Below are 26,420 nucleotides of genomic sequence, written 5' to 3'. Positions count from 1 at the left end.
TCCGGTGCACCGCCGCCAGGATCCGTACGTCGAGTGCGGCTCCGCAGACCGGAGAACCCGATGGACATAACGACACAGAAGAACACTGCAACACCTCCCCCAGCGCCCCAGCCGACCGAGGCCGAGCGCAAGCGCGCCGCCCGCGGCGCCACCCGACCCGGAGACCGGATCTTCCTCGGTCTGTCCCGCGGCTCGGGCATTCTGCTGCTGGCGATCATGGCCGCGATCGCGGGCTTCCTCACCTACCGGGCCGTCCTCGCCATCAGCAAGGACGAGGGCAACTTCCTGACCACCTTCGAGTGGAACACGGGCACCCAGCCGCCGGTCTTCGGTATCGCCGTACTGGCCTACGGCACCGTGATCTCCTCGATCATCGCCATGGTCATCGCGGTCCCGATCTCGGTCGCCATCGCGCTGTTCCTCACGCACTACGCCCCGCGCAGGCTGAGCGGTCCCATCGCCTATGTGATCGACCTGCTCGCCGCGGTGCCGTCCATCGTGTACGGCCTGTGGGGCGCCCTGATCCTCGTACCGCAGATGGAAGGCCTGTTCGGCTGGCTGGACGACTACTTCGGCTGGACCGGCATCTTCGACTGGCAGGGCGGCCCCGCCCGCTCCATGCTCACCGTCGGCATCCTGCTCGCGATCATGATCCTGCCGATCATCACGAACGTCAGCCGTGAAGTCTTCCGGCAGGTCCCGCAGATGCACGAGGAGGCGGCCCTGGCCCTCGGCGCCACGCGCTGGGAGGTCATCCGCATGGCAGTACTGCCGTTCGGCCGCTCCGGCGTGATCTCCGCCTCGATGCTGGGCCTCGGCCGCGCGCTCGGCGAGACGATGGCCGTCGCCACGGTCCTGTCGCCGGACTTCCTGATCCACGCCAGCCTGCTCGACCCGGGCGGCGGCACCTTCGCCCAGAACATCGCCAGCAAGTTCGGCGAGGCGGACACCTTCGGCCGTGACGCGCTCATCGCCTCCGGTCTGGTCCTGTTCGTCATCACCCTGCTGGTCAACGGCGCGGCGCGCATGATCATCGCCCGCCGCAAGGAGTACTCGGGGGCCAACGCATGAGCACCGTCCTCACCGACAAGCGCCCCACCACGCTGCGCGGCGCCAGCCTGCCCAAGTGGTCCCCGTGGGTGATCGCCGCCGGCTCGGTCGCCGTGGCCGTCGGCATCGGCCTCGGCGCAGGCCTGGACAGCCGGATCCAGTGGGGTCTGATCGCCGCGATCCTCTACGTCCTCGGCACGTACGCCATCGCCTCGATGGTCGAGGGCAAGCGGCAGGCCAAGGACCGCATCGCGACCTCCCTGGTCTGGGTCGCCTTCCTGCTGGCCGTGGTGCCGCTGGCCTCCCTGGTCTGGGCGACCGTCGAACGCGGCGTCAAGGTCCTCGACGTCTACTTCCTGACCCACTCGATGGGCGTCGTCGGCGACCGGGAGCCGGGCGGCGGTATCTACCACGCCATCATCGGCACCCTGGAGCAGGTCGGCCTCGCCACGCTGATCGCCGCGCCGATCGGTGTGCTCACCGCGATCTACCTGGTGGAGTACGGGCGCGGCAACCTCGCCCGGGCCGTCACCTTCTTCGTCGACGTCATGACAGGTATCCCGTCGATCGTCGCCGGTCTGTTCATCCTCAGCATCATGCTGATCTTCGAGATGCAGCCCTTCGGCTTCGCCGGCTCGCTCGCGCTGGCGATCCTGATGATGCCGGTCGTGGTCCGCTCCACCGAGGAGATGCTCAAGCTCGTCCCGAACGAGCTGCGCGAGGCCTCGCTGGCGCTCGGCGTGCCCAAGTGGCGCACGATCCTCAAGATCGTCCTGCCGACCGCGATCGGCGGTATCACCACCGGCATCATGCTGGCGATCGCCCGTATCGCCGGTGAGACCGCTCCGGTGCTGCTGCTGGTGTTCGGTAACCCGTTCATCAACAACAACCCGTTTGAAGGGGCCCAGGCCTCGCTGCCGCTGTACATCTACCAGCAGTACTCGCAGAGCGCGGGTGCCGAGCCGGCGTACGACCGCGCCTGGGCGGCGTCCCTGACGCTGATCGCCTTCGTGATGATCCTGAACCTGCTGGCCCGCGGCATCGCCCGCTGGAAGGCCCCGAAGACCGGTCGCTGACGCGGCCACTCAGCGACCGATTTCCCGAAAGAAGCAGTGATTTTTCATGGCCAAGCGCATTGATGTCAGCGGCCTCAGCGCCTACTACGGCTCGTTCCGGGCCATCGAGGACATCTCGATGACCGTCGAGCCCCGGTCCGTTACGGCCTTCATCGGGCCGTCCGGTTGCGGCAAGTCCACGTTCCTGCGCACGCTGAACCGGATGCACGAGGTGACTCCGGGTGGGCGCGTCGAGGGCAAGGTCATGCTCGACGACGAGAACCTGTACGCCGCCGGGATCGACCCGGTGTCCGTGCGGCGTGAGGTCGGCATGGTCTTCCAGCGGCCGAACCCGTTCCCCACGATGTCCGTCTACGACAATGTCGCGGCCGGTCTGAAGCTGCTCGGCTCGTACAAGAAGTCGCAGCTGGACGACATCGTCGAGAAGTCGCTCAGGGGTGCGAACCTCTGGAACGAGGTAAAGGACCGGCTGAACAAGCCGGGGTCCGGGCTGTCCGGTGGTCAGCAGCAGCGGCTGTGCATCGCGCGGGCGATTGCGGTGGAGCCGAACGTTCTGCTGATGGACGAGCCGTGCTCTGCCCTTGACCCGATCTCCACGCTTGCGATCGAGGACCTGATCGGTGAGCTGAAGGAGCGGTTCACGATCGTCATCGTGACGCACAACATGCAGCAGGCTGCGCGGGTCTCCGACCGGACCGCGTTCTTCAACCTGGCTGCTGTCGGGCAGCCCGGCAAGCTGATCGAGATCGACGACACGGAGCGGATCTTCTCCAACCCGTCGGTTCAGGCCACGGAGGACTACATCTCCGGCCGGTTCGGCTGATCAGACCCCTCGCGGTGCTGCATGGCGGTGCCACCGCGGGGATAAAAAGGGCCCGCCCCTGGTTTCCGGGGGCGGGTTCCTTTTGTTGGGGGTGCGGGTGCCTGCGGCGCTTGGGCGGGATGCCTGCGGCGGCCTGTGCGGGTGCGGGTGCGGGTGCGGGTGCCTGCGGCGGCTGTGCGGGTGTGGGGGGTGTGCCTGCGGTGCTTGGGCGGGATGCCTGCGGCGGCCTGTGCGGGTGCGGGTGCGGGTGCGGGTGCCTGCGGCGGCCTGTGCGGGTGTGGGGGGGTGTGCCTGCGGCGCTTGGGCGGGGTGCTGCGGTGGCTTTGTGCGGGTGGGGGTGGGATGCCTGCGGCGGCCTGTGCCGGTGTGTGGGGGTGCGGGTTGCGCCTGCGGTTTCGTTGTGGGTCGGGGCCGCGCCGGGGGGTGTCCGTCCTCGGTCTGCCGTTGGGTTTCTTGGATGGGGAACCGGTCGCCCGGCATCCGCTGCGGGCGGACACCCCCCGACACGTCCCCTTCCCGCCGTACGCGACTGCGGCCCCGACCCGTCAGTCCGCGGGACGCGTCGACGTCCGGCTGTGGATGTGCGCGGGCCGCCACCACCCCGTCAGTCCGCGGGCAGTCGTGCCTCCCTCAGAGAGGGGGACCCCCAGGGCGGCACGGGTGGGCGCTGGGGGTCCCCCTCTGGGGGAGGCTCCCCCGTAAGCGCCGGGCTGCGCGATTCCCCCGGCCCAGCGCAACGCCGGGCAGGTGCTACAGGAACGCCAGGTGTACGAGGCCGAAGGCCAGCGCCGCGACGATCGCAGCCGCCGGCATCGTGATGAACCAGCCGAGGACGATGTTCTTGGCGACACCCCACCGCACGGCGTTCACCCGCTTCGTCGCGCCGACGCCCATGATGGCCGAGGTGATGGCGTGGGTCGTGGAGATGGGCGCCTTGAAGAGGAACGCCGTCGTGAACATGATCGACGCGCCGGTGGTTTCCGCGGCGAAGCCCTGTGGGGGGTCCAGTTCGATGATGCGGCGGCCGAGGGTCCGCATGATGCGCCAGCCGCCGGCGTACGTGCCGAGCGAGAGCATGACCGCGCAGGCGATCTTGACCCAGACCGGGATCGGGTCGCCGTAGTCCTCCACGTCGGCGATGACCAGAGCCATGACGACGATGCCCATGGTCTTCTGGGCGTCCTGGAGGCCGTGGCCCAGGGCCATACCGGCCGCAGAGACGGTCTGCGCGATACGGAAACCGCGCTTGGCCTTGTGCGGGTTGGCTCGGCGGAAGATCCACATGATGGCCGTCATCACCAGGTAGCCGACCACGAGACCGACCAGGGGGGAGACGAACATCGGGATGATGACCTTCTCGAGGACGCCGTCCCAGTAGACCTGTGTGCCGCCGGCCAGGGCCGCGCCCACCATGCCGCCGAACAGAGCGTGCGAGGAGGAGGACGGCAGGCCGAAGTACCAGGTGATCAAGTTCCAGGTGATTGCGCCCAGGAGGGCGGCGAAGAGGATGCCCATCCCCATGGAGCCCTCGGGGGTTTCGATCAGGCCCTCGCTGACCGTCTTCGCCACGCCGCTGCCCAGGAACGCACCGGCCAGGTTCATGACCGCGGCCATGGCCAGGGCGGCCTTCGGGGTCAGCGCGCGCGTCGACACGGACGTGGCGATCGCGTTCGCCGAGTCGTGGAAGCCGTTGGTGTAGGTGAAGAAGAGAGCGACCAGGATGGTCACGACCAGGGCAAAGGTGTCCATGGACTGGTCAGGACTCCTTGACGGCGATGGTCTCCACCGTGTTCGCCACGTGCTCGAAGGCGTCGGCGGCCTCTTCGAGGACGTCGACGATCTGCTTGAGCTTCAGGACCTCGATCGCGTCGTACTTGCCGTTGAAGAGGTGGGCCAGAAGCTTGCGGTGGATCTGGTCGGCCTGGTTCTCGAGGCGGTTGACCTCGATCCAGTACTCGGTGAGGTTGTCCAGCGTGCGGAGATGGGGCATTGCTTCGGCCGTCAGCTCGGCTGCGCGGGCGAGGACCTCGATCTGCTGCTCTACGCCCTTGGGGAGTTCCTCGACGTTGTAGAGGACGACCAGGTCGACGGCCTCCTCCATGAAGTCCATGATGTCGTCGAGGGAGGATGCGAGGGAGTAGATGTCCTCGCGGTCGAAGGGTGTGATGAACGAGGAGTTCAGCTGGTGGAAGATCGCGTGTGTGGCGTCGTCACCGGCGTGTTCCGCTGCCCGCATACGCTCTGCGATCTCGGCCCGGGCGGAAGCGTCCGCCCCGAGCAGTTCCATCAGGAGCTTGGAGCCCGTGACGATGTTGTCCGCGGATGCGGCGAACATGTCGTAGAAGCTCGTCTCCCTGGGGGTCAGACGAAAGCGCACGTGGGTTCCTCTATGTGCTTCGGTTTCGGTCAGGCTGATGCTAGGTGCATCATCCGGCCACGGCTAATGGGCCGTCCTCCAGTGTCGCCCATGAAAATAGTTCGTCTGTACGGGGGCGGTTCGGGGGTCGGTCCGGGCAGCGGCCAAGAGGCCTATACCCAGCAAAGTTCGGTACGATATACCCAGTAGGGGTATGTGGATGGAGGACGCCATGACAACCATCGAGACCGGCTCCGGGGCGCCCTCCGAGAGCGTGGTGACCGACCACGACCGTGGCGTTCACGGGTACCACAAGCAGAAGGACGAGCATCTGAAGCGGCTGCGCCGGATCGAGGGGCAGATCCGGGGGCTGCAGCGGATGGTCGATGAAGACGTCTACTGCATCGACATACTCACGCAGGTGTCCGCGTCCACCAAGGCTCTGCAGTCCTTCGCGCTGCAGTTGCTGGAGGAGCATTTGCGGCACTGTGTCGCCGATGCCGCCCTCAAGGGCGGTGGCGAGATCGATGCCAAGGTGGAGGAGGCCACGAAGGCCATCGGGCGGTTGCTGCGGACGTGAGCGTTCGCTCAGGGGTTGGACGCCGCCGCGCGTTCTTCGGTCACTCGCAGCACCTCGTCGATGCTCTCCAGGCTCAGCCTGTCGTCCGCTGCCGAGGCCGCGATGATCAGCTCTCCGCACAGCTCTATCTCGGCGAGGGCCACGTGGTCCTGAACTGCCGTACCGCCGACCGGAGCCACGTGCATCACCTCTTCTCTGCCGTCACCGACTTCCTAGGGTAGGGAGCGGCCTACACAACGCGCATGGCACGGACGGGCTAGTTCGCGCCGGTCACTCCTCGGCGATCCGGCCCGCGTAGATGTGCTCCGCGGGCGGCAGTCGTACGTCGACGGGGGCCCCGAAGTCGTAGAGGAGGGTCGTCGACGAGACCGCCACGGGGGTCCTGTGGTGGCCGTTGACGAAGCTGAAGCGGTGCCGGATCTTGCGGATGCGGCCCTGGTCGTCGAGGTACACGTCGAACGGCACCTCGGCCGTGGCGAACCCTTTCGCCGCTGCCTGGAGGGATTCCTTGCTCCCCGCCGAGGCATTTTGCGCAGCCCGGCCCAGGTCGGCGGTGCCGCGGTAGTGGCTGACCTCGGTGCCGGCGATCTCGGTCCGGCCGACGTACTCCGCGGAGCGCGCGCCGCGCAGCACCTCGGCGGCGGCGAAGGGGTCGGTGGCGCCGCCGGTCACCAGGTTTCCGTCGGAGAGGGTGGCCGTGTCGACGCGCACCCATTTGTCGGCGGGGACGCCGGCGCCGCGGTTCTTCATGTACAGGGCGCCGGGGGCGAGGAGTTCGGTGATCGGGCGGTGCTCCTGCTCGCCGGCCGGGTCCTGGGGAAGCAGCACCTTCAGGCGACCGCGCTGCCGGGTGTAGTCGTACGTGCCCTCACCGCGGATGGTGACACGGGTGCCGCCGGTGGCCATCTCCATCGACGTACGGGCCTTGGAACTGCCGGCGTCCCGCAGGGCGTCGGCGGCGTTCTGCAGGGCGCGGACCGGGTCGGCGGGCTGGGCGTTGTCCGCGGCCGCGCCGCTGCCGGAGCATCCGGTACCGCCGAGGCAGATACAGGCCATCAGCCCCGCCGCGACGACCGTCCCGCCCGCCCTGCCCTGCTGCCGCTCCGCCATCGCCTGCCTACCCCAGCCGTCCGTCCGTCACTGGCCCCCTGTCGTTCCGGTTAACGACGGGTAGGTTGAGCCGTCACGCGGCGGGTGGGGTCGTGGGGGTGCTCGACGGCGGTTTCCGGCGAGGGTGCAGCAGACCCTTACTAAAGGCTGATGAGCTGTTTACCCGGGGCTGGGTACCGTTGTCGGCGTGACGCAGCAGGGCCGGTCCAACCCCGGAAACGATCATCCGGAGCACCGTGCGACGACGGTCGAGCAAGGGTCGTTCTGTGTGGCCCGGTGCATCTGCGGCTGGCGGGGGCCGGCCCGTCGGGCGAGAAGCCAGGCCCGTACGGATGCGTCGGGGCATCTGGCCGGATCCTGACGGTGAGCAGTGAGCGGCTTCAGGCGGGGCGCATGGTGGCCAGGAGTTCGTCCACCAGCTCGCCGTCGCGGGGCTGGGTCAGGCGGCGGCGGGCCGCGTCGGGAGGCAGCCACAGGATGCGGTCGACCTCGGTGGTCGGCGTGAAGCTGCCGGAGACGGCCTCGGCCGCCCAGTAGCGGACCTGCTTGGGGCGGCCGTTCGCGAGGTAGTACAGGGTGGGCAGCTCGGCGCCGGTCGCGGCGGCGTAGCCGGTCTCCTCCTCGACCTCGCGCAGGGCGCCGACCAGCGGATCCTCGCCGCGCTTCAGCTTGCCCTTGGGGTGGGACCAGTCGTCGTACTTGGGACGGTGGACCAGGCAGATCTCCAGTTGGCCGTCGATGGGGGAGCGGCGCCACAGGACACAGCCGGCTGCCTGGACGGGCGTGTTGTCCTTCGCATCGGTCACCTGCCGTTCACCGCCCCCATCGGGTCAGGACGTGCCTATCGTCTGCTTCTGCCACGACTGCTGGAACGCGAACCGCGCCGCCTCCACCTCGTGCCGCTGGTCGGCGTGCAGCACGCCGAGCGCGTACGCCGTCGCCGGGGCGATGCGTGGCGTACGGGCCGCTGCGGCCGCTGCCGCTGCCGCCTCCGCGGCGTCGCGGTGCCGGTTGAGGGCCTGGCCGGCGGCCAGCAGACGGACGTCGACCGGGGCGTTCTCCCCGTCCAGCACCTCGCGGGCGTAGCGGTGCAGGCGCAGCAGCAGGCGGACCTGGTGCCAGGGGGCGTCCTGCGGGTGCGGGGACGGGTCCGGGGACAGGCCGTGGATCAGCGCCTCCGCGTTGTACGGGTGGCCGGCGGTGATCAGCGGGAGGGCGGCCACCGCGTCCGTGAGGCGCTCCTCGGCTGCGGCGGCGTGCGGGCGCAGGTCGGCTGTGGGGGCGGTCGGGGTGAGGGGGACCTCGCTGGCCAGGACGGCGACCTTGTCGGCTACCGCGTGGAAGCGGCTGGAGCCGAGGGCCTGGAGGGCGCTGGAGTGGGCTCGGGTGCGGGCGAGGGTGAGCTGGCGTTCGAGTAGGGCGCCTGCTTTGGCTGCGCCTACTGTGAGGTTGCCGCGTTCCGGGGTGGACGTCGGGGGGCCGGCGGTGCCGGGTGCCTCCCCCACGCTCGAACGAGCTCGCGCGGGGGCACCCCCATCGCCCACCCCTGCCGCCCCAGCGGCACGACTGCCCGCAGCTACGTCGGCTGTCGTAGCTGCGGCCGGCGTCGCCGTCTGCGCCGGGAACGTTGCGCCCGACAGGCGGTGCAGGGCCTGGAGCAGGCGGTCCAGGCGGGCCGCGTAGGCGTGTTCCAGGGCCAGAGTGCCGGAGAGCCAGGCCAGTTCGGGGCGCATTCCCTCCGACCAGTCGGTGTCCAGCAGAGGACGGAACGTGTGCAGACTGCCGCTGATGCGGCGGGCCGAGCGGCGCAGGGCGCGTGCCGCGTCGACGGTCTCCTCCGTACCGTGGTGGTTTCCCCCGGCGCCGGTCTCCCGGTGCTGGCGGAGCGCACGGAGGAACTCCGTGGCCTGGGCCCGCAGGTAGCCCGCGAGGGCGTCCCCGGTCACCGGACCGGCCACGGGGTCCGTCGGGTCAAGGTGTTGCTGTGCCACGCCGGCGCCTCCGGGCGTCTATGAGCATCTCCTGGATGTTCCGCAGGGCCCCGCCGTCACCGTCGATCGCGTGCCGGGTCCACTCGCCGTCCGGGCCCAGGTGCCAGGAGGCGGTGGAATCGGACGTGCCGGTCTCCATGAGCCGGTTGAGCGCGGCGCGGTGCGCCGGGTCGACGACCCGGACCAGGGCCTCTATACGGCGGTCGAGGTTGCGGTGCATCATGTCGGCGCTGCCGATCCACACCTCGGGTTCGCCGCCGTTGCCGAAGGCGAACACACGGGAGTGTTCGAGGAAGCGGCCGAGTATCGAGCGGACCCGGATGTTCTCCGACAGGCCCGGCACGCCCGGGCGGAGCGCGCAGATGCCGCGCACCCAGACGTCGACCGGCACGCCCGCCATCGACGCGCGGTACAGGGCGTCGATGACCGCCTCGTCGACCATCGAGTTGACCTTGATGCGGATGTAGGCGTGCCGTCCGGCACGGTGGTGCTGGGCTTCCTTGTCGATCCGCGCGATCAGGCCGTCGCGCAGCGACTTGGGGGCGACCAGCAGACGGCGGTAGGTCTCCCGGCGGGAGTAGCCGGACAGCCGGTTGAACAGGTCGGACAGGTCCGCGCCGACCTGCGGGTCGGCGGTGAGCAGGCCGAGGTCCTCGTAGAGGCGGGCCGTCTTCGGGTGGTAGTTGCCGGTGCCGACGTGGCAGTACCGCCGTAGCGTGTCGCCTTCCTGGCGGACGACGAGCGACAGCTTGCAGTGGGTCTTCAGGCCGACCAGGCCGTAGACCACATGGCAGCCGGCCTCCTCCAGCTTGCGCGCCCACTTGATGTTGGCGTGCTCGTCGAAGCGGGCCTTGATCTCCACCAGGACGAGGACCTGCTTGCCGGACTCGGCCGCCTCTATCAGGGCGTCCACGATCGGGGAGTCGCCGGAGGTCCGGTACAGGGTCTGCTTGATGGCGAGGACGTCCGGGTCCTGGGCCGCCTGCTCCAGGAAGGCCTGCACCGACGTGGAGAACGAGTCGTACGGGTGGTGCAGGAGTACGTCCCTCGCGCGCAGGGCGGCGAAGATGTCGGGCGCGGACGCCGACTCGACCTCGGCGAGGTCGCGGTGGGTGCCGGCGACGAACTTCGGGTACTTCAGCTCGGGACGGTCGAGGCTGTGGATACGGAAGAGGCCGGTGAGGTCCAGGGGGCCGGGCAGCGGGTAGACCTCGGCCTCGCTGATCTTCAGTTCCCGGACCAGCAGGTCCAGCACCTCACGGTCGATGGACTCCTCGACCTCCAGGCGCACCGGCGGGCCGAAGCGGCGCCGCATGAGCTCCTTCTCCAGGGCCTGGAGCAGGTTCTCGGCGTCGTCCTCCTCGACCTCGAGATCCTCGTTCCTGGTCAGCCGGAAGGCGTGGTGCTCCAGCACCTCCATGCCCGGGAACAGCTCCTCGAGGTGCGCGGCGATGACGTCCTCGATGGGGACGTACCGGCCGGGGGAGCTCTCCAGGAAGCGGGACAGCAGCGGGGGCACCTTCACGCGGGCGAAGTGCTTGTGGCCGCTGACCGGGTTGCGTACGACGACGGCCAGGTTCAGGGACAGGCCGGAGATGTACGGGAACGGGTGCGCGGGGTCGACCGCCAGCGGGGTCAGGACCGGGAAGATCTGGTGCCGGAAGAGCGTGAAGAGGCGCGCCTGCTCCTTCTCGGTCAGCTCGCTCCAGCGGACCAGGTGGATGCCCTCCTCCGCGAGGGCGGGGGCGACGTCCTCGTGGTAGCAGGCGGCGTGCCGGGCCATCAGCTCGCGGGAGCGGGCCCAGATCATCTCCAGCACTTCACGGGGCTGGAGCCCGGAGGCGGAGCGGGTGGCGACGCCGGTGGCGATACGGCGCTTCAGACCGGCCACCCGGACCATGAAGAACTCGTCCAGGTTGCTGGCGAAGATCGCGAGGAAGTTGGCCCGCTCCAGAAGGGGCGTGTTGGGGTCCTCGGCGAGCTCCAGGACGCGCTCGTTGAACGCCAGCCAGCTGCGCTCCCGGTCGAGGAACCGGCCCTGCGGCAGCTGGACGCCGTCCACCTGCCCGTCCTCGTACACGTCGAGGTCGGCATCGATGTCGGGTTCCAGGTCGGAGACCGTCGCTGACACCGTGTGCGGGCGGTGGGCGGCTATGGAGCCCACGGAGGGCTGTGCGTGCTGGACCTGTGCCTGGGCGTTCTGCTGGCTCATGCCCCCATTGTTCCGCGCCGTGAGCGAAACGGGCGCGTCGGATCGAGCGGGCGGGAGCGTGGCGGCGGCCCCGTTCACCGCGGGCCCCTCGGGGGGCGGCGAAGGCTCTGGCACGGCGGGCGTCATTGGCTGAGCGTCGCAAGCCCGTCTGAATCGATGGTTACGGAGACATGACGTGCGGGATAGCGGGGGGCGGCTCCCGGGCGTCCATGGCGCGGGGGGGGGTGGCGGTCAGGTCTCCGTCGGTACATCAGGTCCGTCTCGTGGGTCGTGAAGCCCATCCCCTCGTACACCGCAACCGCCGCCTTGTTGTCCGCGTCGACGTACAACATCGCCGTCGGCAGGGCCTGCGCCGCCAGATGCCGCAGGCCGACGGCGGTGAGGGCCTTGCCGAGGCCGGTGCCCTGGGCGGCGGGGGCGACGCCGAGGACGTAGATCTCGCCGAGCTGCTCCTGCGCGTGGACCTTGGTCCAGTGGAAGCCGACGAGTTCGTCGCCACGGAAGGCGAGGAAGAAGCCCGCCGGGTCGAACCACGGCTCGGCCTTGCGGTCGTCGAGGTCCTGCTGGGTGAGGGAGCCCTGCTCGGGATGGTGGGCGAAGGCGGCGGCGTTGACGGCCAGCCAGGCCGCGTCGTCCCGCCCGGGCACAAAGGTACGCACGGTCACGCCGTCCGGCAGGGTCGGCTCGGGCAGGTCGAGGCCGGCCAACGGGCGCCGCATCTGGCGCAGTTCGCGGAACAGGGTGAGGCCGAGGACCTGGGCGAGGTGCCGGGCGGCGGAGTGGCCGCCGTGCGCCCACACCCGCAGCCGCTTGCCGGACGCGGCGAGCAGCGCCGAGCCGAGGGCGCGGCCGTGTCCATGACCGCGGTGGGCGGGGTGGACGACCAGTTCGGCGGCCGGCGCCTCCACCGGGTCGGTGTCCTCCAGCTGGGCGTAGCCGACGAGTTCGCCGCCGACGGTGAGCAGCAGATGGGACACGCCCTCGCGTTCCCCGCCGCGCAGCTGCAGCCGGCCCTGCTCGGACACCGCCTGCTGGCCGTCGCTCCGCGCGGCCTCGGCGAGCAGGGCGAGTACCGCCTCGGTCAGCTCCGGGCTGAGCACGGCGTGGGTCTCGATGGATCGGGAGTGGCCGGCCTGCCGGTCGCTGTCGTCGCTGGTCATGCCTACGAGGGTAAAGGGCGGGCCCGGCAAAGTGTCGGCAGGGAGAAACCAGGATGTAACCGTTAACCCCCTGTCGCGCTACGCGCGTTGACTCTAGGCTGCGGGCGATCACGCCATGGCCTCGGACGACCCACAGGGGGGACGCATGCCGGCAACACCTCAGCCGCACCACCGCCGCAGACGCCGTACGACCCGGCTGCTCGCGGCCGCCGCCGGACTCGCCACGGTCGGCGCGCTGGCGGCCGCACTGCCGTCGACGGCGAGCGCCGACGACAGCCGCAAGGGCGGTGACCGCCCCGGCCGCTACCAGGACGTGCAGCTGCTGTCCTTCAACGACCTGCACGGCAACCTCGAGCCGCCCTCCGGCTCCTCCGGCCGGGTCACCGAGGTGCACGAGGACGGTACGACCGAGACCATCAACGCGGGCGGCGTGGAGTACCTCGCCACGCATCTGCGCCAGGCGCGCGAGGGCAACAAGTACTCGATCACCGCGGCCGGCGGCGACATGGTCGGCGCCTCCCCGCTGATCTCGGGCCTCTTCCACGACGAGCCCACCATCGAGGCGCTGAACAAGCTCGAACTGGACGTCACCTCGGTCGGCAACCACGAGTTCGACGAGGGCGCCAGGGAACTGGCCCGTCTGCAGAAGGGCGGCTGCCACCCGACGGACGGCTGCTATGTCGAGGGCGAGGAGTTCGAGGGCGCCGACTTCCCGTACCTCGCCGCGAACGTCCTCGACGAGAAGACCGGCAGGCCGATCCTCAAGCCCTACTGGGTGTGGAAGAAGAAGGACGTCAAGGTCGGCTTCATCGGCGTCACCCTGGAGGACACCCCGGGCGTCGTCTCCGCCGAGGGCGTCAAGGGCCTCGAGTTCAAGGACGAGGTCGAGACGATCAACAAGTACGCCAAGGTGCTCCAGCGCCAGGGCGTGAAGTCGATCGTCGCGCTGATCCACGAGGGCGGGGTCCCGGCCTCGTCGGCGTACAACTACGACTGCGACGCGCCCGGCGCGGGCGACGGCATCTCCGGCCCGATCGTCGACATCGCCAAGAACATCACGCCGCAGGTGGACGCGCTGGTCACCGGCCACACCCACTCCGCGTACGTCTGCACGATCAACGACCCGGCGGGCAAGCCGCGCATGGTCACCTCGGCCGCGTCCTTCGGCCGCCTCTACACGGACACGACGCTGACGTACGACCGCTTCACGGGTGACATCGCCCGTACGGCCGTGAAGTCCGCGAACCACGTGGTCACCCGGGACGTCCCCAAGGCGCCCGACATGACCGAGCTGATCACCAAGTGGAACACCCTCGCGGCGCCCATCGGCAACCGCGCGATCGGCCACATCTCCGCCGACATCCCCAGCACCGGCACCGAGTCCCCCATGGGTGACCTCATCGCGGACGCGCAGCTGGCGTACGCCAAGGAGCTCGACCCGGAGACCGACCTGGCGCTGATGAACCCGGGCGGCGTGCGAGCGGGGCTGACCTACGCGGCGAAGGGCAGTGAGGGCGACGGCGTGGTGACGTACGCCGAGGGCTTCACGGTGCAGCCGTTCTCCAACACGGTGAACCTTCAGGACTTCACCGGCGCCCAGCTGATCCAGATCCTCAAGGAGCAGGTCAGCGGCTCGAACGAGGCGGCTCCGAAGATCCTGCAGCCGTCGGCCGGTCTGACGTACACGCTGGACCTGACGAAGTCGGGCGCGGACCGTGTGGTCACGGACTCGATCAGGCTGAACGGCGCCGCGATCGACCCGGCGGCCACCTACCGCGTCGCGACGAACAGCTTCCTCGCGGGCGGTGGCGACGGCATCCCCACGCTGGGCCAGGGCACGAACGACCTGGTCGGCGCGGACGACCTGGCGGTGCTCGAGCAGTATCTGACGGCCAACTCCTCGGCCACGGACCCGATTTCGCCCCCGGCGGCGAACCGGATCACGATCGTGAGCTAGGTCGCACACCGCCGGAAGAGGTTGCGGGTGGGGTCGGTACGCATGTTCGGATGGATCGATGCGTACCCCCCACCACATAGCGACGCATTCCCGCTTCAACCCGTACGAAGAGCTCGGTGCTCTGGATGACGGCCCTCTCGAGGAGTTCCTCGAAGAAGACCCCTCCGGGGATGACCCCTCCCATAAGGAGGACGAGGAGTGGGCCCCGCCCAACCACCGCCGTAACGGCCGGCGACGCCGGCGGGGCCGCCTCGCGGGTCTGCCGTTCGCGCTGAAGGCGGTGGTCGGGCTGGCGGTCCTCGCCGTCTTCCTCACCCTCGCCGACCGCTGGGCCCTGCTCTACGCCGAGCGCCGCGCTGCGGACGCCCTCAAGGACCGCATGGGCCTCACCGCGGCACCCGAGGTGGAGATCGGCGGCTTCCCCTTCCTGCCCCAGCTCGTCGACGGCCGCCTGGACTCGGTGAAGGTGACCGTCCCGGACGTGGCGGCCGACCGGGTCACGCTGGCCGCGGTGTCGGCCACGGCACACGACATACGGCTCGACGGCGACGGGCCGACCTCCGTACGCGGGGCCCGGGTTCCCGAGCTGAACGGCGACGTCCTGCTCTCCTTCGCCGACCTGAACCGTGAACTCGGCGCGTCCCAGGTGATGTTCACGGGTGCCGGCCGCGACCGTGTCTCGGCGCGCGGCACGCTGCCGGTCGCCGGGCACGATCTGCGGCTGCGGGCCGACGTCCGCATCGGGCGCGACGGCGACCAGGGCATCGACACGCAGATCGGCGGAATACGCCTGGACATCGGGGACCTGGCGACGTACCGGCCCGGTGCCCGCGCCTCCGAGGGCCTGCACCTGACGCCCAAGTCGGCCGCCGACCTCGCCCGCGAGACCCGCAAGGTACGGGCGCTGCTGACGGTGCCGTCCGTCGTACAGCGCATGGGGGTGCCCGAGGCGACGGTCCGCGAGGCCCTGAGCAACGCCGACCGGCTCGCCGAGCTGACCGGTTCCGAGCGCTTCGTCCACCAGGCCATGCGGATCAACCTCCTCGACCTGGCCCTGGCCCACCCCGAGGTACTGGACCGCCTCGGCTTCGACACGGCCCTCCTCGACGCCCTTTCCCGGCTGACCCGCCCGGTCCTCGCCGACCGGCTCTCCCTCGGCTTCCGGCTGCCGGAGCTGCCGCAGGGCGAGCTGCGCCTGCGGGACGTACGGGTGGAGGAGGACGGGATCAGGGTGCGGCTCGCGGGGGAGGGGCTGGCGTTCGGCCCGTAATGGCGGCTGGTGTGTGAGCGCAGCCCCGGCCAGGATCGACTGCCTCTGCGATCGGGGCCGGGGCCGGCCGGTAGGGAAGGGAGCCGGAGGGGTCAGGAAGCAGTCGGCGTCCAGTCGCCCAGCCAGTCACCGATCTCCTGGCCGGAAGCCTGGGCGTCGGTCAGCTGAGGCCGGTTGCTGCTTGCCGAGCCCGCGCCCGGTCCCGTGTTCCTGTACTCGGCGAAGCGGTCGTCCTTCCAGGAGAAGCCGCTCATGTCGGTCCAGGGAGTGGACTTGACCGCGGCGCTGAGGCTGGTGTTGCGGACCGTGGTCTGCGGGTCGAGGGAGGCGTCCCCGCCGGCGTGCCAGGGGCGGCCGAGGTAGAAGCTGCCGGCCGACACGTCGCCGTTCACAGTGGAGTTGGCGATCAGGATGCCCTTGCGGTTCGCGGGCGTGCTGGGAGCGGTGACGTAGCCGAGCGAGGTGTCGTCCCAGCGCTTCTTGAGCGTGATGACGGACTTGTTGATCACGGCGGTGGCGCGGCCGAAGATGAAGTCGACGTTGCCGGTGACGTAGGAGTTGGTCATGTAGACGCGGCCGAGCCTGTCCTTGGCCGGCGTGTCCAGGAGCAGGGTGTCCTGGTCGCCCGTGACGATGACGCCGTCCAGCAGAACTTTGTCGGCGGCGGTGCGCAGGGCGACGGCCTGGTGACCGGAGAGCGACTGGTTGGCGGCCTCGTCGAAGTCGTTGGAGACGGTGAGGTTGCGGGCCTGGAAGTCGTCGGCCTCGACGGCGACGGTGGCGCTGCCGGACGTGCCGTAGTTGCCCGAGCCGTCCGGCTTGGGGGTGCCCGCCGCGTTGTTGTGGACGATCACCGTGTCCTTACGGCTGCCGCCGGTTCCCTGGATGGTGACGTGCGGCTTGTTCGACGGCACCTTGACCGTCTCGCGGTACGTGCCCGGCTGGACGGCGATGACGACGCGGGAGGCGTTGTTCGCGGGCACGGCGTTCACGGCGGCCTGGACGGTCCGGTACTGTCCGGAGCCGCCCTTGGCGACGGTGAGGGTTGTGGCGGCAGCCGCCTTGGCGGTGCTCGTCGTACCGATCGAACCGCTGGGCCCGGCCCCGGACCTGAGCAGCGACGGCACGTCCGCCGCCTTGTCCGGCGTGTAGGGGTAGTACGTCTTCGGGTCGAAGGCCGTGCCACCGCTCTCGTTACGGCCCGAGGTGCCGGAGAAGACGTTGCCGCGCTGCACCAGGGCCGCGGTGCTGTCCTTGATGACCGGGTTCTTCATGCCCTGGAAGTAGCTGTTCTCCAGGACCATCTTCGTGCCGCCGCGCGAGTAGTTGCCGTACGAGGAGTTGATGTCCGTGTTCGGGACGTCCTCGAGGAAGTTGTTGTAGAGGTGGGCATGGGCGGCGTTGTCGGTGGACGGGTTGCGCTGCTCGGTCTCGCGGATCCAGTTGTGGTGGATCGTGATGTCGGTCTTGACGTTCTCGGTCCAGCCGATGCCGAAGGTCTTGTTGTTGTCGCTCAGCCTGTTCCAGGAGACGGTGACATCGGTGCTGTCCTTGCGGACGTCGATGAGACCGTCGGCCATGTGCCGCAGATCGTTGTGATCGATCCAGACGTGATGCGCGCCGTCCATCTGGACGGCGTCGAAGTCATGGTCCTTGTCGTTCCAGACGCCCTGGTACGAGTCCCGGATCGTCAGGTTCCGGATGATCACGTTGTGAACGCCGGTGCCGAGGAAGAACCCGCCGCCGACGATCTGCCCGGAGGTGCCGGAGCCGACGATGGTCTTGTCGGAGGCGACCTTGATCTCCTTCCCGACGGGATTCATGGTGATGGTGCCGGCGACGACGATGACGTACGGCTCGGCAGCCGTCGCGTACTTCTCCAGGTCGGCCTGCGTCTTCACGGTCACGATCTGACCGTCCCGGCCGCCGTAAGTGCCGTTCTGCCCGAGCGCGTTGACGGACGCGAAGCCGTCGGCGGTGGCGGTGGCCCAGGCGGGGGTGGCGGCGGACGCCGTTCGCTGGGCGTCCTCGCCGAAGAGGCCGAGGTCCGTGCCGTAGGCGAGGGTGCCGGCTGCGGTCAGGGCGAGAGGGACACCGATCGCCAGGGCCTTCCGGCTTCTGCGGTGACGGGCCTTGCTGTGCTGCTCACTCATACGGCGATCCGTTCCGTGCGGGTGAATGGTCCGACGATCAGTCGCCGCCCCGCACGGAAAGGTTGCCGCCCCGAGAGCGCTACCCGCCTACTTCGCGCAGGTACTGGGGTCCACGAAAGCGACCGCCCTGCCCGGACCCGGGGTCGTCCTGTCAGGGCGGTTCCGGCGGGGGAGCGAGCGCGCGCGGCAACCGGATCGTCGCGCTCGTGCCGCCGCTCTCCGCCCGGGCCGGGGTGACCTGGCCGCCGGACTGCCGGACGGCGCGAGCACCGTTGCCGGGCTCGGGGCGAGATCGGTCACGGCGTCGCCGGAGCCGATTGTTCCGGGATAACGTCGATCGTTATGGCAACTGCTGCGATCACAGTCGAAGGACTGCGCAAGCGGTACGGGGATGTACAGGCTGTCGACGGGGTTTCGTTCGAGGTCAAGAGCGGCGAGTTCTACGGCATTCTCGGGCCGAACGGCGCGGGCAAGACCACCACCTTGGAGATCATCGAGGGACTGCGCGAGCCCGACGAGGGCACCGTCACCCTGCTCGGTGAGATGTCCTGGCCGCGCAACAAGGCCCTGTTGCCCCGGATCGGCGTCCAACTCCAGTCCTCCGCCTTCTTCGAGAAGCTCACCGCCCGTGAACAGATCCACACCTTCGCCTCGCTCTACGGCGTCCCGGGGGAACGCGCCGACGCGATGCTGGAGAAGTTCGGCCTGACCGAGAAGGCCGGCGTGCGCGAGGACAAGCTCTCCGGCGGCCAGGCGCAACGGCTCTCCATCGCCTGCGCGCTCGTCCACGACCCGGAGCTGGTCTTCCTCGACGAGCCGACCACCGGTCTCGACCCGCAGGCTCGCCGGAATCTGTGGGATCTCCTGCGTGACATCAACGCCGACGGCCGCACCGTCGTCCTGACCACCCACTACATGGACGAGGCCGAGACGCTGTGCGACCGGGTCGCGGTGATGGACCACGGCAGAGTCCTGCGGGTCGGGCCGCCCAGCGACTTGATAAGCGAGCTGGGGGCGGACTCTCTGGAGGACGTCTTTCTCCAGCTGACCGGACGGGAGTACCGCGAGTGAGGACGGGTACGGGGATTCAGTCCTTCCGCAGCCTCACCAAGGCGATGACGCTGGGCCTGCTGCGCGACCGGACAGCGGTCTTCTTCATGCTGATCTTCCCCCTGATGTTCCTGCTGTTGCTCGGCACCCTCCTCAAGGACGCCGGCGTCTCCGAGTCGAAGGTGATCCAGGTCGGCGATGTCGCCGTCCTGGACGAGATGCCCGACAAGGAACGCGAACAGCTCCGTGACGTGCTGCGGATCGAGAAGACGGACGGCTCCGCGGCGGCCCGCGCCGACGCCCTGGAGAAGGTTCGCAAGGGCGACGCCGACGCGGCGGTCACCCAGACCGGGGGAGAAGTCGAACTGCGCTTCTCGGCGGCCGACCTCGTACGGGCGGGGAACGTGCAAGGCATCCTGGAGTCGATCGTCCAGCAGGCCAACCAGGCCGCGACCGGCCGGCCGCCCGCCTTCACGCTGTCGTCCGGGCAGGTCGAGGACGAGTCGACCAAGCCGATCCAGTTCCTCACCCCCGGCCTGCTCGGCTGGGCGGTGGCGATGGGTGCGGTGTTCGGCACCGCGCTCAACCTGGTCAACTGGCGCAAGAAACGCATCCTGCGCCGACTGTGGCTGGCGCCCGTCAACGCCGGCTCGGTGATCGGCGCCCGTGTCGGCGTGAATCTGGCGCTGGCTCTGGCACAGACCGCGATCTTCCTCGGAGTGGCCACCCTGCCCTACTTCGGGCTGCGACTGACCGGCTACTGGTGGCTGTCCTTCCCGCTGATCCTGAGCGGCACGCTGGCCTTCATGTCCATCGGGCTGGTCGTCGGCGCCTGGGCCAAGTCCGAGGAGGCCGCCAACGGGATGGCCCAGATCGTCATCCTCCCGATGGCCTTCCTCTCCGGCGCCTTCTTCCCGCTCGACTCCGCACCGCAGTGGGTTCGTACGGTGTCGGAGTTCCTGCCGCTCAAGCATCTCGCCGAGGCGATGCAGGGCGTACTGTCCCGGGGCGAAGGCTGGTCCACGGCCCTCCCCGTCATGGCGGGCCTGCTCGCCTTCGCCGCGGTCCTGACCCTGATCGCCGGCCGCCTGTTCCGCTGGGACGAGGCGTAACGGTGCTTCGCCCGAAGGACAGCGCCGTGACGGCGTTGTGACCTACGGTTGACAGCATCTCCGCATGGCAGAGGCGGGATCATCAAGGTGGCAACGGCTACTCGTGGTCGCGGGAGTCACCCTGGCCGTCGCGGCCGGGGGCTGGTACTACCACTCATCGACGTGGCCTGCCCAGGCGAACTCGGACGAGGTGTCCGCCGCGAGCATCACTGCGAAGGCGGAGGTCGACCGCCGTCTGGACGATGTGCTCCGTGCCCTGCCCGGCCGTCCGCAGCTGCTCGGTGACGCGGCCCTGGACCGCTGCTTCCGCATCGGGGAATTCGAAGGCGCCGACCCCGGACCGATGCACTGCCAGTGGCAAAAGGCCCGGTACGTCTCGTTCGGCGGAAGTCTTGAGGACGTGGCCCACAGCTGGCGCTCCGCGCTGGAAGCCCGGCAATGGTCCGGTTCCCCCGCACCGGTGCCGCCCGACTCCGGATACACCGCCGAGCGTTACGCATACATCGACGCCGCCACCCAGGACTACCTCGTCATCACGATGGTCCGCGACAGCGGCTCCCTTCCGTTCCTCGACAACGAGCTGACGATGGAGCAGTTCGAGAAACACCGCCGGGAACACCAGGAGTTCGGCTCACGGAAAGCGGCGGAGCAAGCCCTGGCCGACGGTCGACGTGTCGCCGAGATATCGCTGATCCGGGCCTACTATGCCGAGGGCGAGTTTCCCCGGCCGCCATACTGATCACATGATGTCTGTGCCGCTTTCCGTACTGGAAGTCGCGATGGTTCAGAGCGGTACACGCGCCGCTGACACCCTGCGCGACACGACCGAGTTCGCCCGGCGGGTCGAGGAACTGGGTTACCGCAGGCTCTGGTACGCCGAGCATCATCACTCGCCCGCTATCGGCGCGTTCCCTCCCGTCGTGCTGATCGCCCACGCCGCCGCGTCGACCTCGTCCATCCGGCTGGGTTCCGGCGGTGTCCTCGCCCCCAACCACGCGCCGATCATCCTGGCCGAGCAGTTCGGTACGCTCGCGGCGCTGCATCCCGACCGCATCGACCTCGGGATCGGCCGCGGCCCCGGCACGCTGGACGAGCCGACGGCTCGTGCACTGCGGCGTGGTGCGGGGCCGACCACTGACGACGAGTACCAGGACGACGTGGCGGCCACCCTCCGATTCCTTCTCGACGACGACGTAGCAGCACTGGGCGAGCTGCCCGAACCGTGGCTACTGGCCTCCAGCACGTCCGGCGCCGCCCTCGCCGCGCGGATCGGCCTGCCGGTTGCCATCGCCCACCACATCCGCCCCGACAACACCGCTGCCGCGATCGACCACTACCGCGCCCACTTCGCGCCGTCGCGCTGGTGCCCGAGCCCGCGCATCCTGCTCTGCGTGGAGACCGTGTGCGCCCCGACCGAGCAAGAGGCGACGTGGCTCGCCGGCCCGATGAACGTCGTCAAAGCCGGGCTCCTCAAAGGGAGAGGCGACATCCCGTTCCCTCCGCCCGCGCAGGCGGCTGAACACCCCTTCACGGACGAGGAACTGCGCAGCCTGTCCGGCTTCCGAGCCCACCAGGCGTACGGCACCCCCGAGACGGTCGTGCGGCGCCTCACGGAACTCGTCGACACCACGGGTGCGCAGGAACTGATGCTCGTCACGCCCGTCTACGCTCTGAAAGACCGTCTGCGGTCCCTTGAACTGGTCGCCGGCACGAACACCGACTGACCCACGAGTTCCACCCCTTGAGTACGGGTGGTCGGCCTTGCCGGAGCAGGCGGTCACGGCACCTCCGGCGGAGGAGTGGCCGCCCCCGGCAGCCGCACCGTCGCCACCGTGCCGCTGCCCTCCGCGCGAGCCAGGGTGACCTCGCCGCCGGCCTGTTGCACGGTGCGGGCGACGATCGACAGGCCGAGGCCCGAACCCGGCAGGGCGCGCGCGCTCGGCGAGCGCCAGAAGCGGTCGAAGACGTGGGGGAGTTCATCCTCGGCGATACCGGGGCCGTGGTCGCGGACCGTGAGGACGCCGTTCACCAGCTGCACCTCGATCGTTCCGCCCTCCGGGCTGAACTTCACCGCGTTGTCCAGGATGTTGACCACCGCACGCTCCAGAGCCGCCGGTTCCGCCCGTACGTACCAGGGCTCCAGGTCCGCCGTGATCGTCAGTTCCGGGCCGCGAAGACGGGCCCTGCGCAGGGCCGACTCCACCGTCTCCTCCAGCGACAGCACCTGAACGCGCTCGCCCCGCTGGCCCTCCGAACGGGACAGTTCCTGCAAGTCGCCGATCAGCGCGGCCAGTTCCGTCATCTGCGCCTTCACCGAGGCGAGCAGCGCCTTGCGGTCCGCCTCCGGGATCGGGCGGCCGGTCTCCTCGCTGCGGGTGAGGAGTTCGATGTTCGTACGGAGTGAAGTGAGGGGCGTGCGGAGTTCGTGGCCGGCGTCCGCGATCAGCTGCTGCTGGAGGTCGCGGGAGCTGGCCAGGGCCGATGTCATCGAGTTGAAGGAGCGGGAGAGGCGGGCGACCTCGTCCTCGCTGTCGTCCTCCACCGGGATACGGATGGTCAGGTCCTCGGTGCGGGCGACGTGCTCGACGGCCTCGGTGAGCTTGTCGACGGGGCGCAGGCCCGTCCGGGCGATCCACAGGCCCGCGGCTCCGGCGCCGACGACGCCGATGCCGGACACGATGAGCAGCACCCACGCCAGCGTCGTCAGCGGCTTGTCGACCGTGCTCGTGGGCTGGGCCAGCGAGACCGCATAGCGTTCCAGGCCGATGGTGGCCGGGCCAGGACCGGGGACGTAGGTGTAGACGCGCCGCTCCACGCCCTTGCTGTCGGTGACGGTGTGCAGGGCGGCACGCTGCTCGCCCGCCGCGACCGCCACGTCCTCGGCGATGACGGGCAGTTCGGCGTCCGAGGACGGCCGGCAGGTGGAGCCGTCGGCCGTCACGATCTGCACGCTGTAGCCGGGCAGCGACCCGACGGTCGCGGTGCCGTCGGAGGTGCAGGCGTCGAGCATGCTGCGCAGATAGCGGCCGTCGACCTGCGTATGCCGCAACGTCGTGTCGAACTGCGAGTTCAGCTGCGCCCGCGTGATGAACCAGCACGCGGCGGACGCCGCCGCCACCGCCACCGCCACTGCGGTCGCCACCAGCAGAGCCAGCCGCGAGCGAATCGGCAGTGACCGCAGCCGCCGTACCGCCTTCCTCACTCCGCGCCGCCCTGCCGCAGCACATAGCCCACCCCACGCACCGTGTGCACGAGCCGCGGCTCGCCTCCCGCCTCCGTCTTGCGGCGCAGGTACATCACGTACACGTCCAGCGAGTTCGACGACGGTTCGAAGTCGAAGCCCCACACCGCCTTGAGGATCTGCTCACGCGTGAGGACCTGGCGGGGGTGGGCCATGAACATCTCCAGGAGCGTGAACTCGGTGCGGGTCAGCTCCACCGGCCGCCCGCCCCGCGTCACCTCCCGCGTCGCGAGGTCCATGCGCAGGTCGGCGAAGGTCAACGCCTCGTCCTCGGGCGTCCCGGCCCCCACCGCCGCCGCGTACGAGCTGCGCCGCAGCAGCGCGCGGATACGGGCGAAGAGTTCGTCCAGTTCGAAGGGCTTGACCAGGTAGTCGTCCGCCCCGGCATCCAGCCCCGTGACCCGGTCGCCGACCGTGTCGCGAGCCGTCAGCATCAGGATGGGCGTCGTGTCACCGGCCCCGCGGATGCGGCGGGCGGCGGTCAGGCCGTCCATGCGGGGCATCTGGATGTCGAGGACCACCAGGTCGGGCCGGTAGGCGGTGGCCTTCTCCAGGGCATCGGCGCCGTCGACCGCGACCTGAGTGTCGTAGCCCTCGAAGGCGAGGCTGCGCTGGAGTGCTTCGCGCACCGCCGGCTCGTCGTCGACGATGAGGATGCGCTGGGGGTCACGGTCGCCGTCGGCGGGGCTCATGGGCGTTGGATTCCTCGGGTGCGGTGGGACGACTGGGGATGCTCGACGCATTCAGCCTCGCATGCTTCCCGGCCGCCGCGTAAAGAACAGGGTCGGGTGAGATCAGCCGCGTATCGCCGTGAGCCGGTTCAGCGGCACCTTGCGGCGGTGCGGGCGGGCGGTCGTGCCACGCAGGCCCATCATCTGCGGGGCCGCCACCTCCGGCGCCCGGGTCGGTGCCGTCGGCGCGTGCAGTTCGTACGCCACGCCGAAGGCCAGGGCGAGGTCGGCCGCGCCGACACCGGTCACGTTGTGCGAAACCTGCTTGATCATGTCGTACTCCTAGTCGGTGGAGCCCGCCCGCAGCGTGGCCAGGTCGGACTTGACGGTGTTGATCGGGATGGCGAAGCCGAGGCCGACGCTGCCCGCGTCGGAGGAGGAGCCCGCCGCCGAGTACATGGCGGAGTTGATGCCGATGATGTTGCCGTTCATGTCGATCAGCGCGCCGCCGGAGTTGCCGGGGTTCAGCGAGGCGTCGGTCTGGATCGCCTTGTACGTCGTGGTCGACGAGCCGGTGTCGCCGTTGAACTCCTGGCCGCCGAACTCGAACGGCCAGCCCCCGCCACCCTGCTGTTGCTGCTGACCCTCGTCCGTCGAGACGGTCACATCCCGGTCAAGCGCCGAGACGATGCCGCTGGTCACCGTGCCGGTCAGGCCCTCGGGCGAGCCGATCGCCACGACCTCGTCGCCGACCTGCACACCGTCGGAGTTGCCGAGGGTCGCCGCGGTCAGGCCGGAGGCGTCCTCCAGCTTGATCAGGGCGAGGTCCTTGCTGCTGTCGGTGCCGACGACCTGGGCGGTGTACTCCTTGCCGTCGCTGGTGGTCACCTCGACCTGGGAGGCGCCGGAGACGACGTGGTTGTTGGTGATGATCTCGCCGTCGCCGGTGATGATCACGCCGGAGCCGGTGGAGGATCCGGCGTTCGAGGTGGCGTTGATCTCGACGATGCTCGGGCTGACCGCCTTGGCGACCCCGGCGACCGTGCCCTTCTGGCCGGCCGGCACGACATTGGTGCTGGTGCTGCTGGCGGCCACGGTGTCGGAACCGCCGGTCAGCTCCTGGATGCCGTACGCCGTGCCGCCGCCGATGGCCGCGGCGACGATCGCCACGGCGGCGAGCAGCGCGACGGGGCCGCGGGTGCGCCTGACCTGCTTCGGCGGGGCGGCGACGGGCTCGCTCAGGAGCGCCGTCGGCTCGTACGCGGGCGGCGGAGGCCACTCGGGGTCCACGGGAGCGGAGGCGTACTGCTGGTTGCCCTGGTACGGGTTCTCGTACTCGCCGCTGGGGCGAAGGCTCTCGGTCATGTCCATGAGCCTGCCGCGTGACGATGAGAGCTCCCTGAGTGCTCCCTGAGAAGCCCGACAGAACCGCGTATGCCCGATATAAAGAGGGCTCTCGCAGCTCAGCGAGGTCTCTCAGAGATCTCTCAGAGAGACCTCCGGAAGCTCATTCACACCCGCACGACCGGCGCACCACCAGCCGCGACGGGAACACCTTCAGCCGCTCGCGCCGCGAACCCGCCACCCGTAGGCCGTCGTCCAGGACCAGGTCCACCGCCGCCCGCGCCATGGCCGAGCGGTCCGAGGCGATCGTGGTCATGGGCGGGTCGGCGAGGGCCGCCTCCTTGATGTCGTCGAAGCCGATGACGCCCAGCTCGCCCGGCACGTCGATGCGCAGCTCGCGGGCGGCGCGCAGCAGGCCGATCGCCTGGTCGTCGGTGGAGCAGAAGATCGCGGGCGGACGGTTCGGCCCGGAGAGGATGTCCAGGGCGATGTGGTACGCGTCGTAGCGGTTGTACGGCGCTTCGAAGAGCCGTCCCTCGGTGGAGATCCCGGCCTCGTCCATCGCGCGCCGCCAGCCCTCGACGTGGTCGGAGACGGGGTCGCCGACCGCGGGGGTCTCGGCGGTGCCGCCCATACAGGCGACGTACTCGTAGCCGTGCTCCAGGAGGTGGCGTACGGCAAGCTGGGCGCCGCCCAGGTCGTCCGTGACGACGGCGACGTCGTCGATGGCCTCGGGCCGCTCGTGCAGCAGGACGACCCGGGCGTCCCAGGCGTCGATCTCGGCAGCCGCCAGGTCGTTGAGGGCGTGGCTGACGAGGATCAGCCCCGACACCCGCATGCCGAGGAAGGCGCGCAGGTAGTGGACCTCGCGTTCGCCGACGTAGTCGGTGTTGCCGACGAGCACCATCTTCCCGCGCTCGGACGCGGCCTGCTCGACCGCGTGCGCCATCTCCCCGAAGAAGGGCTGGCGGGCGTCCGGGATGATCAGGCCTATGAGGTCCGTGCGCCGGGAGGCCATCGCCTGGGCGACCCGGTCGGGCCGGTACCCCAGCTCCTTGATGGCGGCGAGGACGCGCTCGCGCGTGGCCGGGGCGACCGGCCGGGGTCCGTTGTTGATGACATAGCTGACTACGGCGGTGGACGTTCCCGCCAGTCGTGCTACGTCGTCCCGAGTCACCTTGGCCACGCGCGGAGTCTACGCGGATGGACCGGCTCTGGGCAGGGCGTACAAGGGCGTCCCCGCGCCCGGCCCGAGCCGTTCGCG

23 protein-coding genes and 1 pseudogene are annotated in these 26,420 nt (G+C 69.8%); 10 read left to right on the top strand and 14 right to left on the bottom strand.

Annotated elements, in window-relative coordinates; translation table 11 throughout:
* Positions 1 to 60: 60 nt before the first annotated feature.
* Genes pstC through pstB form a run of 3 tightly spaced genes read left to right on the top strand, consistent with a single transcriptional unit; the run spans position 61 to position 2,949 of the window.
* Entirely contained in the window at positions 61 to 1,071 is a 1,011-nt protein-coding gene (pstC, locus tag StrepF001_RS13935) for a phosphate ABC transporter permease subunit PstC (RefSeq protein ID WP_129798578.1), read from the top strand.
* A complete protein-coding gene (gene pstA, locus StrepF001_RS13930; protein ID WP_129798577.1) occupies positions 1,068 to 2,126 on the top strand; it encodes a phosphate ABC transporter permease PstA in 1,059 nt (352 codons plus the stop codon). The genes pstC and pstA overlap by 4 nt, the downstream gene beginning before the upstream one ends.
* 46 nt (positions 2,127 to 2,172) lie before the next feature.
* On the top strand, positions 2,173 to 2,949 hold the full coding sequence (pstB, locus tag StrepF001_RS13925) for a phosphate ABC transporter ATP-binding protein PstB (protein WP_129798576.1): 777 nt from the start codon (positions 2,173 to 2,175) through the stop codon (positions 2,947 to 2,949).
* A 750-nt stretch (positions 2,950 to 3,699) separates the two neighbouring features.
* Here pstB and StrepF001_RS13915 read toward each other — a convergent pair.
* A complete protein-coding gene (locus tag StrepF001_RS13915) occupies positions 3,700 to 4,698 on the bottom strand; it encodes an inorganic phosphate transporter (RefSeq protein ID WP_129798574.1) in 999 nt (332 codons plus the stop codon).
* A 7-nt stretch (positions 4,699 to 4,705) separates the two neighbouring features.
* Complete coding sequence (locus StrepF001_RS13910; protein WP_053759661.1) at positions 4,706 to 5,326, bottom strand: DUF47 family protein; 621 nt, start codon at positions 5,324 to 5,326, stop codon at positions 4,706 to 4,708.
* Between the two features lie 211 nt (positions 5,327 to 5,537).
* Between StrepF001_RS13910 and StrepF001_RS13905 the strand changes: the two genes are divergently transcribed.
* On the top strand, positions 5,538 to 5,885 hold the full coding sequence (locus tag StrepF001_RS13905; protein WP_129798573.1) for a metal-sensitive transcriptional regulator: 348 nt from the start codon (positions 5,538 to 5,540) through the stop codon (positions 5,883 to 5,885).
* Positions 5,886 to 5,893: 8 nt separating this feature from the next.
* Here the strand turns inward: StrepF001_RS13905 and StrepF001_RS45605 are convergent, their stop codons facing one another.
* The 6 genes and pseudogenes from StrepF001_RS45605 to mshD form a co-directional block, all read right to left on the bottom strand.
* Positions 5,894 to 6,070: a hypothetical protein gene (locus tag StrepF001_RS45605; protein ID WP_165396267.1), complete on the bottom strand. Its 177-nt coding sequence runs from the start codon at positions 6,068 to 6,070 to the stop codon at positions 5,894 to 5,896.
* Between the two features lie 85 nt (positions 6,071 to 6,155).
* Entirely contained in the window at positions 6,156 to 6,995 is an 840-nt protein-coding gene (locus tag StrepF001_RS13900) for a hypothetical protein (RefSeq protein WP_129798572.1), read from the bottom strand.
* Positions 6,996 to 7,375: 380 nt separating this feature from the next.
* Entirely contained in the window at positions 7,376 to 7,801 is a 426-nt protein-coding gene (locus StrepF001_RS13895) for an NUDIX hydrolase (RefSeq protein ID WP_129798571.1), read from the bottom strand.
* A gap of 24 nt (positions 7,802 to 7,825) precedes the next feature.
* Positions 7,826 to 8,986, bottom strand: a complete 1,161-nt coding sequence (locus StrepF001_RS13890; protein ID WP_129798570.1) for a CHAD domain-containing protein — start codon at positions 8,984 to 8,986, stop codon at positions 7,826 to 7,828.
* On the bottom strand, positions 8,967 to 11,324 hold the full coding sequence (locus StrepF001_RS13885; RefSeq protein WP_129798569.1) for an RNA degradosome polyphosphate kinase: 2,358 nt from the start codon (positions 11,322 to 11,324) through the stop codon (positions 8,967 to 8,969). Before StrepF001_RS13885 ends, StrepF001_RS13890 begins: the two co-directional genes overlap by 20 nt.
* A 116-nt stretch (positions 11,325 to 11,440) precedes the next feature.
* Positions 11,441 to 12,358: pseudogene (gene mshD / locus StrepF001_RS13880) on the bottom strand (mycothiol synthase); the annotation flags it as partial.
* 145 nt (positions 12,359 to 12,503) lie between these two features.
* Between mshD and StrepF001_RS13875 the strand changes: the two are divergent.
* Both StrepF001_RS13875 and StrepF001_RS13870 read left to right on the top strand, forming a co-directional pair.
* Positions 12,504 to 14,315 carry a bifunctional metallophosphatase/5'-nucleotidase gene (locus StrepF001_RS13875; RefSeq protein ID WP_129798567.1) on the top strand — a complete coding sequence of 604 codons (1,812 nt, stop codon included), beginning with the start codon at positions 12,504 to 12,506 and terminating at the stop codon, positions 14,313 to 14,315.
* Between the two features lie 58 nt (positions 14,316 to 14,373).
* Positions 14,374 to 15,585: a DUF2993 domain-containing protein gene (locus StrepF001_RS13870; RefSeq protein ID WP_129798566.1), complete on the top strand. Its 1,212-nt coding sequence runs from the start codon at positions 14,374 to 14,376 to the stop codon at positions 15,583 to 15,585.
* Between the two features lie 92 nt (positions 15,586 to 15,677).
* Here StrepF001_RS13870 and StrepF001_RS13865 read toward each other — a convergent pair whose 3' ends face one another.
* A complete protein-coding gene (locus StrepF001_RS13865; protein WP_129798565.1) occupies positions 15,678 to 17,738 on the bottom strand; it encodes a pectinesterase family protein in 2,061 nt (686 codons plus the stop codon).
* A 342-nt stretch (positions 17,739 to 18,080) separates the two neighbouring features.
* Between StrepF001_RS13865 and StrepF001_RS13860 the strand changes: the two genes are divergently transcribed.
* The 4 genes from StrepF001_RS13860 (at position 18,081) to StrepF001_RS13845 (ending at position 21,624) form a co-directional block, all read left to right on the top strand.
* The gene (locus tag StrepF001_RS13860) at positions 18,081 to 18,809 is read left to right on the top strand and encodes an ABC transporter ATP-binding protein (protein WP_129798564.1); all 729 of its coding nucleotides are present in this window, start codon (positions 18,081 to 18,083) and stop codon (positions 18,807 to 18,809) included.
* Positions 18,806 to 19,900 (top strand): ABC transporter permease, encoded by a 1,095-nt coding sequence (locus StrepF001_RS13855; RefSeq protein WP_240797497.1) that lies wholly within the window; start codon positions 18,806 to 18,808, stop codon positions 19,898 to 19,900. The genes StrepF001_RS13860 and StrepF001_RS13855 overlap by 4 nt, the downstream gene beginning before the upstream one ends.
* A gap of 64 nt (positions 19,901 to 19,964) precedes the next feature.
* Positions 19,965 to 20,639, top strand: a complete 675-nt coding sequence (locus StrepF001_RS13850) for a hypothetical protein (RefSeq protein WP_129798563.1) — start codon at positions 19,965 to 19,967, stop codon at positions 20,637 to 20,639.
* A 4-nt stretch (positions 20,640 to 20,643) separates the two neighbouring features.
* Entirely contained in the window at positions 20,644 to 21,624 is a 981-nt protein-coding gene (locus StrepF001_RS13845; protein WP_129798562.1) for an LLM class flavin-dependent oxidoreductase, read from the top strand.
* A 53-nt stretch (positions 21,625 to 21,677) separates the two neighbouring features.
* On the opposite strand, the gene StrepF001_RS13840 is transcribed toward StrepF001_RS13845, so the two are convergent.
* From StrepF001_RS13840 to StrepF001_RS13820, 5 genes are all read right to left on the bottom strand, one after another.
* Positions 21,678 to 23,102 (bottom strand): HAMP domain-containing sensor histidine kinase, encoded by a 1,425-nt coding sequence (locus tag StrepF001_RS13840; RefSeq protein ID WP_129798561.1) that lies wholly within the window; start codon positions 23,100 to 23,102, stop codon positions 21,678 to 21,680.
* A complete protein-coding gene (locus StrepF001_RS13835; protein ID WP_129798560.1) occupies positions 23,099 to 23,833 on the bottom strand; it encodes a response regulator transcription factor in 735 nt (244 codons plus the stop codon). Before StrepF001_RS13835 ends, StrepF001_RS13840 begins: the two co-directional genes overlap by 4 nt.
* A 102-nt stretch (positions 23,834 to 23,935) precedes the next feature.
* Positions 23,936 to 24,145, bottom strand: a complete 210-nt coding sequence (locus StrepF001_RS13830) for a hypothetical protein (RefSeq protein ID WP_129798559.1) — start codon at positions 24,143 to 24,145, stop codon at positions 23,936 to 23,938.
* Between the two features lie 9 nt (positions 24,146 to 24,154).
* Positions 24,155 to 25,177 (bottom strand): trypsin-like peptidase domain-containing protein, encoded by a 1,023-nt coding sequence (locus StrepF001_RS13825; RefSeq protein WP_165396265.1) that lies wholly within the window; start codon positions 25,175 to 25,177, stop codon positions 24,155 to 24,157.
* A gap of 142 nt (positions 25,178 to 25,319) precedes the next feature.
* Positions 25,320 to 26,342 carry a LacI family DNA-binding transcriptional regulator gene (locus StrepF001_RS13820; protein ID WP_129798557.1) on the bottom strand — a complete coding sequence of 341 codons (1,023 nt, stop codon included), beginning with the start codon at positions 26,340 to 26,342 and terminating at the stop codon, positions 25,320 to 25,322.
* Positions 26,343 to 26,420 lie beyond the last annotated feature (78 nt).

Source organism: Streptomyces sp. F001 (assembly GCF_004187715.1).
In the GTDB taxonomy this organism is placed as follows: Bacteria; Actinomycetota; Actinomycetes; order Streptomycetales; family Streptomycetaceae; genus Streptomyces; species Streptomyces flavusporus.
The sequence above is the reverse complement of the archived record's forward strand: the minus strand, read 5'-3'. Positions and strand labels throughout refer to the sequence as shown.